Annotated in this window: 9 protein-coding genes and 1 tRNA gene; 1 reads left to right on the forward strand and 9 read right to left on the reverse strand. The window is 65.7% G+C overall.

Translation table 11 applies throughout. From position 1 onward, the window contains the following. Window positions 1-303: 303 nt before the first annotated feature. A complete protein-coding gene (locus Q0X68_RS07055) occupies window positions 304-798 on the forward strand; it encodes a histidine phosphatase family protein (RefSeq protein ID WP_297749529.1) in 495 nt (164 codons plus the stop codon). A 13-nt stretch (window positions 799-811) separates the two neighbouring features. Here the strand turns inward: Q0X68_RS07055 and Q0X68_RS07060 are convergent, their stop codons facing one another. The 9 genes from Q0X68_RS07060 to topA form a co-directional block, all read right to left on the reverse strand. Then, window positions 812-1882: a winged helix DNA-binding domain-containing protein gene (locus Q0X68_RS07060; RefSeq protein ID WP_297749532.1), complete on the reverse strand. Its 1071-nt coding sequence runs from the start codon at window positions 1880-1882 to the stop codon at window positions 812-814. Further along, entirely contained in the window at window positions 1875-3227 is a 1353-nt protein-coding gene (locus tag Q0X68_RS07065; RefSeq protein ID WP_297749535.1) for an NAD(P)/FAD-dependent oxidoreductase, read from the reverse strand. Before Q0X68_RS07065 ends, Q0X68_RS07060 begins: the two co-directional genes overlap by 8 nt. 178 nt (window positions 3228-3405) lie before the next feature. After that, window positions 3406-3478: transfer RNA gene (locus Q0X68_RS07070), tRNA-Thr, on the reverse strand. Window positions 3479-3530: 52 nt separating this feature from the next. After that, window positions 3531-5192 (reverse strand): alpha/beta hydrolase, encoded by a 1662-nt coding sequence (locus Q0X68_RS07075; protein WP_297749537.1) that lies wholly within the window; start codon window positions 5190-5192, stop codon window positions 3531-3533. Between the two features lie 26 nt (window positions 5193-5218). Beyond that, entirely contained in the window at window positions 5219-6766 is a 1548-nt protein-coding gene (locus Q0X68_RS07080; RefSeq protein WP_297749540.1) for a hypothetical protein, read from the reverse strand. 88 nt (window positions 6767-6854) lie between these two features. Continuing rightward, on the reverse strand, window positions 6855-7997 hold the full coding sequence (locus Q0X68_RS07085; protein WP_297749543.1) for a DNA polymerase III subunit delta': 1143 nt from the start codon (window positions 7995-7997) through the stop codon (window positions 6855-6857). Window positions 7998-8028: 31 nt separating this feature from the next. Continuing rightward, entirely contained in the window at window positions 8029-8649 is a 621-nt protein-coding gene (tmk, locus tag Q0X68_RS07090) for a dTMP kinase (protein ID WP_297749546.1), read from the reverse strand. Continuing rightward, window positions 8646-9989 carry a hypothetical protein gene (locus Q0X68_RS07095; RefSeq protein ID WP_297749549.1) on the reverse strand — a complete coding sequence of 448 codons (1344 nt, stop codon included), beginning with the start codon at window positions 9987-9989 and terminating at the stop codon, window positions 8646-8648. Before Q0X68_RS07095 ends, tmk begins: the two co-directional genes overlap by 4 nt. Further along, window positions 9989-12598, reverse strand: a complete 2610-nt coding sequence (gene topA / locus Q0X68_RS07100; protein WP_297749552.1) for a type I DNA topoisomerase — start codon at window positions 12596-12598, stop codon at window positions 9989-9991. The genes Q0X68_RS07095 and topA overlap by 1 nt, the downstream gene beginning before the upstream one ends. Window positions 12599-12654 lie beyond the last annotated feature (56 nt).

Consider the following 12654-nt stretch of genomic DNA (forward strand, 5'->3'; position numbering starts at 1 on the left):
CCAACCCTCAAACACGACCTCCAAACATGGCTTGACAAACCATAAGACCATCGCCGCCTACGGCGGCTACTCCACCACCGGGCGTAGCCGGGCACAGCCCGACCGCCCGTCGAGTAGGCCCGAAGGGCCGAATCGAGACGCAACGCCATGAGCTTAGGTGGCAGGTTTGCGCCCAAACACGGACCAGAATCTGCCACCTAAGCGGGGTGGTTTCGATACGCCGCCTCCGGCGGCTACTCCACCACCGGGGGCGAAGCGCTCGCTACTCAACCACCGGGGCCCACCCTCGCATAAGCTTGCTGTATGCGATGCATCTTCATGCGGCACGCTCAGGCCGAAGATTTCTCTCCCACCGGCGACCACGACCGGCGTCTCACCGCTCGCGGGCGCGAGCAGGCGGCCGCTGCAGGCGAACTGCTTCAGCCCCTCGGCGTCACACACGCGTACGTCTCGACGGCGGCCCGCACCCGCGAGACTTTCGAGCTTCTCGGCCTCAACTGCGCCGTCGAGTACCTCCCCAACCTCCACAACACCCATCACGACGGCGTACTCGAGGCGCTCCTCTCAGCAGACACCACACCGTCAGGCGCGGCGCTCATCGTCGGCCACAACCCCTCCATGCACAGCTGGGCCGCGGAACTCGCCCAGCTCAGCAACGCCGCCGAAGCATCCGACATCGCAGCATCATTCCCGACGGCCGCCCTCGCCGCCTTCAACCTCCCGGGCGCCACGTGGGAGTCCTTCCTCGCTGGCAGCCTTCCCCAGGACGTCCAACTCGAATACGTCCGCCTGCGCTAACTCAGGCGTCGGCTCACGGCTGCACGAACGGATACTCAGCGAACCGTCGACGCACGCCGGCCTGAGCGCGCTTCGGGATGCCCGCCAGCTCCGTGAGCTCCAACGTGCGACGCCCAGCCTGCCCGCCACGGCTCCAGAAGGCCCGCACCACACCGTCGACGACGACCGATTTCCGGAACACGCCGTTGTTGCCGGGCACGAGTGCGTCGTGGGTGGCCTGGTCCATCGCAAAGAGCCGGTCGGGGTAGCCCAGGATGTATTCGTCGAAGCCAGGTAGCAGGAGTGGTTGCGACGTGGCCCGCGCCAGGTCGTCCATTGTCTCGGGCAGCAAGGCCGACGCGTACGTCTCGTCGCCGAGATGCACGACGTCATTGGGCAACTGTGACAGCGCCGCACGGATCGTCCCCAGCGGCAGCTTGCACCACCACGCGAAGTCCCGCACCCTCGCCGGCCCGTGGCTGCGGAAGTAGCGCGCCGCGAGTTCCGTCGTCGCGGATACGGCATCGCCGTTGAAGCGCTGCTCCAGGCCGGGGCCGAGCAACTCGTCGGCGAGCATGAGCTGCTGATCGACACCGTTCCAGTGGCCGTAGCACAGCACCCCTTCTGCGATCAGCGTGAAGATGCAGTGATACCCACGCCCGCCACGGTGGTCGATGCCTGCTGCAGCCATCGCATCCATGAACTCGGCCCGGCTCAATCCCTTGCCAGCAGCGAGTTCCCGCACGCGCTCTTCCACTCGGCGGAGCTCGGCTTCCGTGATAGCATCGCCGCGCTCTCGACGTCGACGCGCTTCGGCCAACGACCTCCCGGCACACAGCTCGGTGATCCAGCGCAGGTCCTCAGCGGTGCTCAAAAACACGGTGCCACGCATGGGATAACCACGCACGAGCTCGCCAGCGTTCATCGCCGCGATGACATCCGCGACTAAGCCCATCGCGCGCAGCGTTGCGGATGCCATGACGCCCGGAAGGTCTTGCCCCTGCATGACCCCAAACGCGCGCACCGCATCGACGGGCGACGACCACCTCGGCTGAATCAGGCCTTGGGCGGCGAGGCGAGTTCGAGCAAGCGGGCGATCAGGCACACCGCGAGGCTACCGCAGCAGCGGCCGCCTGCCCAGAGCGAAGCGCGCCCTCCATGTACCCATTGAACCGGGTGGCGTACTCGGCGCCGGCCCAGTAGAGCACTCCTTCTGGCTTCGCCAGGCCCGGGCCGACGGTCGTCCAGATGCCGGGCGCGAAGTGGGCGCCGTGGCAGCCCTGGGTGAACTGCTCTGCCGTCCAGTCGCGCTCAACGTACCCGCTCGGCTGCGGCACACCGTCGCCAAACGATGCCCGCACGGAATCGAGGAACGCCCGCTCACGAATCTGTGGGGTGCGTTTCGCCAGCGACACCGCTTCCGAGCCGGCAAAAAATCCCATGAGATGACCCTGCGACGCGTTCGCCGGCGTGGTGTCGAACGTGACGCGTACCGGCCCCGCGTCTGCACTGGACTGTCCTGACAGCCCCCGCGCGCGCCAAAAAGGCTCGTCGAACAGCAGGTATGCCTTAATCACATTGCCCGGGTTCACCTTGTCGGATTCCTCGACGCGCCAGGCAGGCAACGCGGGTTCATGGGCAAGCGACGTAGCCAGGCGCGGCGGCAGCGTCGAGATCACGAAACGTGCCTCAACTTCCTCGCCGCTGGCGAGCACAACGGTGGCGCCGTCGGCACGATGACGAATACTCGTCACTTCCTGCCCGAGGCGCACGGTGTCGCCGAGATCGTCGGCCATGCGTCGGGCGAGCTCGTGCATGCCGCCCACCACACGCAACTGTTCCAACTGCCCGTTCACGGCCAGCATGGATTCGAGGTCAGGCCCGTCCTGGACGAGATGCAGCGCCTTCAGTAGCGATGTGTTGGAGGCTTCGACCTCGAATGCGGATGCAAACACCTCAGCGAGCCGCGCCCGAGACATCTCGGTGCGGATGTTCGCGGAGGCCCAGCGCTCAAGCGTCTGCTCCAGCCAGAGGTGATTCGCCCGTGCCCACACCGCGTCATTGACCAGCCGATGCGCCAGCCGCCGAAGACGCAGGAGCCCCTGCCCCAAATCGGCCACCTCGAACGGGTTGAGCACGGTGGTGTTGCCGTCGGTGGGAACCTGATGCGTCGTTTCGTGATGGCGGACGATGAACCTGCCGTCCGGCTCGGGAATGCCGACGGTCTCCAGGCCGTAGTGGGCAATCAGCTCGCGCAGCGCGTCGAAGCCTGAGCCGATCCATTGGCCACCCATCTCGAGATATGACCCGTCGGACAACACGATGTTCTCCACGCGCCCGCCGACGCGGTCACGTGCTTCGAGGACGGTCACACGCAGCCCGCGAGCGCGCAGGTCTCGGGCTGCTTCAAGCCCCGCCAAACCGGCTCCTATGATGACTGCGTCGTACACGACCGGTGTCTCCTGTGTCTTGAAATCATTGAACAACCCCCAGCCTACAAAGGCACATTCGGCGGGTGCAGGTCGCCCCCTAGTTGAGCGCAAAAGAAGCTGCGACCAGTAATGCGACGCCGCCATGGGGCAGGCAATCCGACCGAAAGGCGCCGCGCGAACGCAGGTGCGCCACCAGAGCCGTCCACGGGATTCGAACCCGTGACCTACGCTTTACGAGAGCGTCGCTCTACCGACTGAGCTAGGACGGCAGCAAGGTGAAACTATAGCGGCAACCGGGCACAACCTCACAACTCGGCGCGGTCACTTGCACCGCTTCCCCTCCTCGGGCAGCCTGCCGTCGGCGAGGAATTCCCCGACGGTGCGCGTCACGCATTGATTGCCACCGGTCACGGCACCGTGCCCGGCGCCCTCGTAGGTGAGCAGCCCCGCTGGCTCGAGTTGCTTCGCCATCCGCTCAGCCTGCTCATACGGCGTCGCGGAGTCGCCCGTCGAACCAACAACGAGGATCGGGTCGGCGTCCTTCGCGTCGAGCTTGTAGGCCGGCAACGGTTCGGCTGTCCAGAACTGACACTGGTAGCCGTAACCCATGTGGCGGCCGAGGATGGGCGTGTCCGCCATGGCCTCCCTGGCACGCTTCGGCACGGCGGCGGCACCCTCGTCGGGGGAATCTGCGCAGCCCATCGCGGGGAATGCGTAGGCGATGGTCTCGTATTTGCCGCCCTGCCCTCGGCCGTTCAGCTCGTCGGCGGCCCGCAGCAGCCCTTCGCCGTTGCCTGCCATGGCTTCGCGCAAGAACTCCGCGAGCGCGCGGTAGCCCGAATCGTCGGCGTACAAGAACATGGCGATGCCGGTGGCCGCGTGTGACTGCGTCAGCTTGCGCTTGCCCACGTCGAGAGGCGACGCGTCCAGACTTTGCAGCCAGCTCGTGACCTGCTGCTGGAGCTCCTTCGACGACTTCCCGTGCAGCACACACACCTGCTGCTCCGCACACCAGTCAGCCCATGCGACGAAGGCGCGCTCAAACCCGACGATCTGCGGCACCGGTTCTTCGTCGGTGATCTCGACGGCGCCGTCGAGCACGAGCCTGCCGGAGGTGTCGGGAAACAAGGTGGCGTACATCGCGCCGATAAAGGTGCCGTAGGAGACGCCCAGGAAGTTCAGTTTCTTGGCTCCGACGAGGTGCCGCAGCAGGTCCATGTCGCGGGCCACATCGACGCTGGAGATGTGGTCAAGCAGCTCGCCCGAGGCGTCTCGGCACTGCTTCGCGAACTGACGGTAGCCGTCCTGGAGAGCGCGTTCTTCGGTGGCGTCGTCGGGAGTGGAGTCGAGGTCGAAGAGTTTGTCGGTCTCTGCTGGGGAGCCGCATTGGACATGGGTGGATGCGCCCGTGCCGCGCGGATCCCAGCCGATGATGTCCATGCCCTTGAAGTAGTCAGGTGCGAATTGGGTGGCGAACGCAGTGCCTCCCGCACCGGGACCGCCGGGGTTGACGAAGAGTGGATCCAAGCTCGGATTGGCACTCGGCACCTTGGTGACCGCCAATTCGACGGCGGCCTGGCCCGGGTTCTCCCAATCGAGCGGAGCGAGGACCTTCGCGCACAGCCCCTCGCCGCACGTCTCCCATTCGACGGGTTGCTCGGCGTAGGCGCGCAGATCGTCGCCCAAACTTCCGGGGAGCGTGACCTTCGGCTTCCCCGCTGGCTGGTAGCTGGTCTGGCGATCAGGGTTCGGGGTGACGTCGGGCTTGAACACGTCGAGCGTATCGAGTTGACGGGCGAGTTCGCCGGGGAGGCGCTGCCCTTCTTCCACTTTCCGAGGTGCTTGGCGGGTGGGCTGCACTGTCGGCGGTTGTTGGTCGGGTGACGTTCCACCGCCAACAAGACCGAACGCGAACAGGGAAAAGACGAGGCTCACACACAGCAATGCGATGACAACTTGTGTGAGCCTCAGTCTTTTATCCATGCGGTCAGCCTATAGGGCTGATGCAATTATCCGTCGACCGTTTCCTTCGACTTGTGCCTCGCGGAGTAGATGGCGCCGTCGATCGACCAGCGTCCGGCACCGAATGCAACGATGACGAGCGCAGCGGCCAGCGTGAGCAGCGTGCGGTCGCCGAGGAAACCTTCGCGGCCATCCATGAAGATACTGAACGCACCCCAGCGGAACAGCGCCAGCGACGCTCCCGAGATGAGCACGAGCAGCGCGCTGAAGAAGCGAGCGCCCAAACCGATGAGCAAGAGCGCTGCCAGCACAGCCAGCCCATAGCCCAGGATCCAGGCGACGATTCGCGGCTCAGGCACGACGGTGTTCGCGATGAACTCTTCGGTGCGGGTGACGTCCTGGAGCACCTGGTAGGCGAGCACGCCGAGAATGGCTGCGAGCACACCGCGCAGCACGAACAGCGAGAACGCGCCAAAGAACTTGTCTGCCTGACGCTTCACGGGCTTGGTGACCACTCGCACGCCGGCATCCTGCGAGCTCGGCACGACGCCGAGACGGGCGTCGCGCGCATCCCGCTGCTCCTGGAGTCGGGCCTGGCGATCGCGCTCCTCGGCTTCTTCGGCGGCAAGTCGCTCGTCGTCGATCACTTGCGTGTTGTTATCCACCGCGGGTGTGAAGGCCTGCGTGGTTTCGGCGTCGGGCTCGGGTTCGGTGACAGACTCGGGCTCGAGCTTCTGGTGCTCTTCGCGGTAGAGCGAGGCGTACTCGCCTTCGTCATGCTGGGCGCCATCGGTAGCACCAGCCGCTACGGCACCTGCTGCCAGCGGCGCAGCCGCAGCGGCGGCCTCGCCCTCAGCGTGATCGTCGCGGGGCTCCGGTTCAGAGCCAGGCTGTGTCTCGCTATCGAGGTGCGATGCGTCCTCGGGCTGGGCCTCGTCGCGGTCAACGACGTCGTATACGCCCGTAGCTTCGGGATCGTCACTGTCGGGACGATGCTCAGCAGTATCCGTGATGCTCTCAGGCTGCTCGGCAGCAACTTCCGGCACGATCGGGCGCGGACGCACCGCCGTGTGCTCGTCGTCGGCGGTCTCGTAACTGCTGTGGAACTCATCGACGGGGGAACCGCTCTCTGGTGCCTCATCAACCGGGCTTTCCTCGAGGGGGTGTTCCTCAGCCGGCTGCTCCTCGAACGGGCGCTGTTCATCGCGAACGTCTGCAGCAGCTGCCTGCGGCTCGCTGGCCTCGGCGTCGGGCGCATCGTCCTCAGGAACTCCCGCTGCAGGTGCTGAATCCGTAGCTGGAGCCTCGTCGACGGTAGGCGTCGCGGCATCAGGCTGAGCGGCGTCGGATGCCTCCTCGCCTGCTACCTGCGCCTGCGCCTGCTCGACGAGCTCCTGCGGGTCGGACTGCTGTTCTCGCTGCGTCGGCGGCACGTATTCGCGTGCGGCCTCCGGTGTGCGCACGGGCACAGCCTGCTCCTGTGCGTAGTCGTCCCATTCTGCAGGGTCGACTTCGACGCCGTAGTCGGTGTCGGCATCCCAGTCCTCACGGGGGGTGCCTTCCCGAACCCAGTCGTTGGAGTTGTTGGTCGACATTGCTGACCTCGTTCGTTGCCTAGACATTCTTCACGTCCATTGTTTCAGCCAAACCGCGAGTTACGGAGCCAGACACGCGCCCCAAAACCTAGCTTCGAAGGATGCCCACCAGCAGCGCTTCGAATGCGAGTTGGGGTGCAACGTTGCCCTCCAGTCGGGTGCGCGTGGCGAGAATGTGGTCGAGTACGCGCACGGTGCGTTCTGCGGACGAGCGCCGTGCGAGCTGCTCGACGACGTCGGCGATGTCAGCGTTAATCAGCGGCGCCCCGGCGCTAGTTTGCACCGCGAGCACGTCGCGATACAGCGCGGTGAACTCAGTGAGCACGCGGTCCAGGGAATCTCGGACAATGCGCTTGCGGCGAGTCTTGTGCTCATCTTCCAGCTCTCGAAGAGCAGCCTGCGCGTTCCGCGGTTTGCGCGTGCCCTTGCCGCCCACGCCCAGCGACTCCTTCAGCGAGGCCATCTCCTTCTCGTCGAGTGGCGCGCAGATTTCTTCGGCATCCGCAGTGGCATTCGCCACGAGATTCTCCGCGGCCACCAGGCAGTCGGTGACGGACTGCAGCTTGGCTGGGATGGTGAGCACCTCGTGCCGACGAATGCGGGCGTCTTCAGACCGGGCGAGCCCACGAGCCCTCCCGACGTGCCCCTGCGCCGCACGCGCAGCATGGGCAGCCAGCGCTGGGTCGATGCCGTCGCGATCCACCAGCAACTGCGCGACGGCGTCGTCGGAAGGCGTAGCGAGCTTCACCGTGCGGCACCGCGAGCGGATGGTGATGATGACATCGTCGGGGCTGGGTGCGCACAGCAGCCATACCGTGCGCGGGGCGGGCTCTTCCAGCCCCTTGAGCAGGGCATCGGCGGCTCGCTCGGTAACGCGATCGGCGTCTTCCACGACGACGACTTGGTAGCGCCCTTTCACTGGTGCCACGTTGGCGCGGAACACCATCTCGCGCGTCTCTTTCACGCCGATGGAGAGCTGTTCGGTGCGCACCAGCGTGACGTCGGGGTGGGCACCGCTGAGTGCCGTGCGGCACTCCTCACACGCCCCGCAGCCCCCTCGCGGGCACTGCAATGCTGCGGCGAAGGCTTTGGCCGCGTTCGACCTGCCACTACCTGGAGGGCCGACGAACAGCCAGGCGTGCGTCATGGCGTGCCGAGCACCGGAGGCGGCGCGGCGCAACGTCTCGACCACGCGCTCCTGCCCGATCAGTTCGCCGTATACGTCCGCCATGACTCACATCCTGCCACGCCGCACTGACAATTCAGCCGCGTCGAGCGAGCAACCTGTCGACGGCGTCCGCCACGCGTCCTGCAATCTCATCCCGAGGAGCCCGCGCGTGCAGGACGAGGTACTCGTCGGGGCGCTGCGCGGCGAGATCGAGGAAGTGCTGCCGGGCGCGCCGATGGAACTCCATGCCGGCATCTTCGAGCCGATCCTTCGTCGCGATGCGGTGCACGGCGTCGGCGGGGTCGGCGTCGAGGAGGATCGTCAAATGCGGCCGGAGCCCACCGACCGCCCACCATGCGATGCGGGACACCTCGTCGAGGTTCAGCGCTCTGCCCGCCCCCTGGTAGGCGATCATCGAATCGACATATCGGTCGGTGATGACCACTTTCCCGCTCGCCAGCGCGGGAGCAATGAGTTCGTGTACGTGCTGCGCCTTGTCGGCGGCGTAGGTGAGCGCTTCCGCCCTGGCATCGACGTCGCCCGTCGCCGGGTCGAGTAGCAGGCGTCGGAGCGTAGCGCCCAGTTGCGTACCCCCGGGTTGGCGCGTCACCACCCGATCTACATCGAGCCCCGCCAAGTGGGCCGCAAGGTATTCGACCTGGGTGGATTTGCCGACGCTGTCGCCGCCCTCAAATGCAATGAAGAGCCCTGTCACCGCAACTTCTTTCGCATCTTCTTCAGCGCCTTTCTGCCCTTCGCGACGTGCTCGGGCCAGGTGTCGATCAAGGTTTGACGAGCCCGTACCACGTTCCATTGCGCGTGCTCCACGTCTCGTCCTAGCTGGAAGGCTTCCTCCGGGGACATGCCAGCGACCTCGATACCGTCCGGCGGGCTCACCGAGGAACGCAGGAGGTCGATCACTTCGTCGAGTTCACGGTCGAGCTTGCGCACGGGTTTACCGAACAGCGGTTCGAGGAGACGGTTCGTCGCTCGCAGCTGCAACGCCGACCGCAAGGCAGCGCCCCACGCTTCGTCGGGGCCATCGTGCTCGAGTGCTCGACACCGATCAAACAAGATCATGAGCGCCTGCTCCATGCGACTACTCAGCGCCACGCGGGCATTTTCCGTCGATAGATTGCCGAGCTTCGGGGCACGCACGGCGCCAACGAGCGCGTCGATGACGCCCAGCAGGAGGTCGTCACGGCTACCACTGTCCGACGAGGCCAGCGTCCGCAGATCAGATTCAAGCGCATCGCGCCAGGCTGGTTCGAGCACCGGGGCGAGCCCTCGAAGATCGCGCGAGAGCTGATCGATCTCGACGCGCTCCTGCTCCGGCTTCTGTCTCAATTCCGCGATGACGAGCGCATAGAGGTGGGCTTGTAGCACCTCGGAGACGAACTCCTCCAAGTTCATGTCCGGGTCGATACCTTCTGGCGGCCGGAAGCTCGTGAGCCCGGTGGCCGGAGGGCCGATGCGCTGCTGGAGCGTCGGCTGAGCACCCATGGGGCTCGCGTCGATCGCTTCGAGCGCGGAGACGATGAAGTCACGCTGCTGGCCCGCAAGCTTGGCCCTAGGAGTCATCGTGATCTCGCGGGTTGTGGAGAGCTCAACGTTGTCGCGAGTGATACGGATGGTGTCATCACGGATGTCGACAAGATCATCCTCGCCGCCGCGCAACACGTACTCGTGACGGTCGCAGACCATCGTGGCGAACGCCGTGAGCGGTTCGTGGCGCAGGAACCACGAGAGCTGACGTCGTAGCTCGCGAGGTAATTCTCCGGAGCCGTCTGGCGCGTAGCTCGCCTCGTCGGGAAGGCTCGGCCAGTCGGGAGCGGCCACGTACCACTCCCCTGACTCTTCGTTGCGGCGACGGCGCGCCACCACGATGCCTGCGCGCAACAGGCGAGCGTCGTGGGCGTCGAGGACGGTGACGTCCATCCGATGGCTCTGCGCAGGGCGCGCAAGCAGGCGCGTAAAGCCGGCTGGGTTCGACACCAGCAACGGCGCCGAGGCCTCAACCGGCACCCGGAACCGCAATGGCTTCTGCTTGGCCATCAGGACTTCTGCTTCGTCGTCTTACGTCTGGTGGTCTTGCGCTTGGGGGCCGGACCCTTGGCGCGCTTGGCCGCCAGCAGCTCGAAGGCGCGGGATGCGGTCAGGGTGGCCGGGTCTTCCCCGCGCGGCACCGTCACGTTGGTCTCACCGTCGGTGATGTACGGACCATAGCGCCCATCTTTCACCACGACGGGTTTGCCGCTGGCCGGGTCCTCGCCTAGCTCAAGCAACGGCGGCTTCGCGGCGGCCCGACCACGCTGTTTCGGCTGCGCGTAGATGGCCTCAGCCTGCTCCATGGTGATGCTGAAGATTTCGTCCTCGCTCGTGAGCGAACGGGAGTCTGTGCCCTTCTTGAGGTACGGCCCGTATCGCCCGTTCTGCGCCGTGATCTCCGTGCCGTCCTCGGTAGTCCCGACGACGCGCGGCAGGCTGAGCAGTTGGAGGGCCTGGTCGAGCGTGACCGTCTCCAGCGACATCGATTTGAACAGCGACCCGGTGCGCGGCTTCTTCGACTTTGGCGCGTCCTCGGGCAGCAGCTCGGTGACGTACGGCCCGAAACGCCCGTTCTTCGCGACGATAGTCAGTCCCGTCGCCTCGTCGACGCCGAGCTCTCGCTGCTCGTCGAGCGGCTGGCTGAGAAATTCCTCTGCCGCTTCGACGGTGAGCTGATCCGGAGGCAGGTCTTCGGGCACGTTGGCTCGCTTCTTGCCACCCTCCGCTTCGACGTAGGTGCCGTAGCGCCCGACGCGCACGTCGATGCCGGAGTCGCCGAGCGGGAAGGTAGAGAGCGCCTTCGCATCGATGTCGCCCAACTCCGTGACGAGTGTCTGCAAACCCTGGGCCGTCTTCCCCTCCGGGCCGAAGTAGAAGTCGTTGAGCACAGCGAGGCGCTTCGCCCTGCCCGACGCGATCTCGTCGAGCTGATCTTCGAGGTGCGCGGTGAAGTCGTAGTCGATGAGCTTAGAGAAGTGCTCTTCGAGCAGCCTCGTCACCGCGAACGCGAGCCACGTGGGCACCAGCGCCGACCCCTTCTTGAACACGTAGTCGCGTGCGGTGATGGTGCGAATGATCGACGCGTACGTGGAGGGGCGGCCGATCTCGAGCTCTTCGAGCTTCGCGACGAGCGACGGCTCGGTGTATCGGGCGGGGGGCTTCGTCTGGTGCCCCGAGGCGGCGACGGCGTAGGCGGCGAGCTGGTCGCCCTCGGCCAGTTCCGGAAGACGCGACTGCTGATCGTCGGCGGCGCCCTCGTCGACACTCACGACGTACGCCTTGAGGAAGCCGGGGAACGTGATGGTGCGACCAGACGCGGCGAGTTCCAGTGCTTGACCATCGACGGTGGCTTGGAACGACAGCGACATCTGCTCACCCACCGCGTCGGCCATCTGGGAGGCGACCGTGCGCATCCAGATGAGCTGGTAGAGGCGGTAGTGGTCACCGTTCAAACCGGCCTTGTCGGGGTGGACGAACTCGTCGCCGGCCGGGCGGATGGCCTCGTGCGCTTCCTGCGCGTTCTTCACCTTCGACGCGTACACCCGCGGCTTCGGGGAGAGGAATTTCTCACCGAACAACCCAGCGACGGCGCCTCGCGCGGCCTTGATGGCCTGGCTGGAGAGCGTCACCGAATCGGTACGCATGTACGTGATGAAGCCCTGCTCGTACAGATCTTGAGCCACCGACATTGTGCGCTGCGACGTGAAGTGCAGCTTACGGCCCGCTTCCTGCTGCAGCGTCGTGGTGCGGAACGGCTCGTACGGGCGGCGGCTGTACGGCTTCGCTTCGACGGCTGTCACGACGATATCCGCGTCGCGCAGGCCGTCGGCAAGCTTGGTGGCGCTGGGCTCGTCGAGCACCATCACGTAGGGGTCTTTGGCCTGGCCCTCGGAGTCGAAGTCTCTGCCTTGGGCCACCTTCTGCCCATCGACAGACACGAGCCGCCCGGGGAATGTGCGCGGATCGCGGTGCTCGCCGGCATCCAGCGTGAGGTCGAGGTCCCAATACGCGGCCGGCACGAACGCGATGCGCTCGCGCTCCCTATCGACGATGAGCCGGGTGGCCACCGACTGCACACGACCGGCGGAGAGCTTCGGCATTACCTTCTTCCACAGCACCGGGGAGACCTCGTAGCCGTAGAGACGGTCCAAGATGCGTCGGGTCTCCTGCGCATCTACAAGGCTGACGTCGAGCTCACGCGGGTTCTCCACCGCCTCTTGGATAGCATGCTTGGTGATCTCGTGGAACACCATCCGCTTGACGGGGATCTTCGGCTTCAGTTCCTCGAGCAGGTGCCACGCGATCGCTTCACCTTCGCGGTCACCGTCGGTGGCGAGCAGGAGTTCGTCGACGTCCTTCAGCTTAGCTTTCAGCTCCCTGATGGTGGCTTTCTTATCCGCACCTACGACGTAGATGGGCGCGAAGTCGTCATCCACGTTCACGCCGGTGCGCGCCCACTTCTCGCCCTTGTATTTCGCAGGCACGTCGGACGCACTGGTGGGAAGGTCGCGGACGTGGCCGCGGCTCGAGGTGACCGAGTATTCCTTACCGAGGAAACCAGCGATTTTGGTGGCCTTGGTGGGTGACTCAACGATCACGAGGCGCTGTGGGGTCATGAATTCTTCCTGCTCAACGTTCGGGTTCCTAGACCATAGCCGACGAAGTGTGAACG

Source organism: uncultured Tessaracoccus sp., assembly GCF_947286155.1.
GTDB lineage: Bacteria > Actinomycetota > Actinomycetes > Propionibacteriales > Propionibacteriaceae > Arachnia.

Bases quoted from the DNA above. Each gene is read 5' to 3' on its own strand.
- Q0X68_RS07055 (WP_297749529.1), top strand. From the start codon at position 304: ATGCGATGCATCTTCATGCGGCACGCTCAGGCCGAAGATTTCTCTCCC.
- Q0X68_RS07075 (WP_297749537.1), bottom strand. From the start codon at position 5,192: ATGGATAAAAGACTGAGGCTCACACAAGTTGTCATCGCATTGCTGTGT.
- Q0X68_RS07080 (WP_297749540.1), bottom strand. From the start codon at position 6,766: ATGTCGACCAACAACTCCAACGACTGGGTTCGGGAAGGCACCCCCCGT.
- Q0X68_RS07085 (WP_297749543.1), bottom strand. From the start codon at position 7,997: ATGGCGGACGTATACGGCGAACTGATCGGGCAGGAGCGCGTGGTCGAG.
- Q0X68_RS07095 (WP_297749549.1), bottom strand. From the start codon at position 9,989: ATGGCCAAGCAGAAGCCATTGCGGTTCCGGGTGCCGGTTGAGGCCTCG.
- topA (WP_297749552.1), bottom strand. From the start codon at position 12,598: ATGACCCCACAGCGCCTCGTGATCGTTGAGTCACCCACCAAGGCCACC.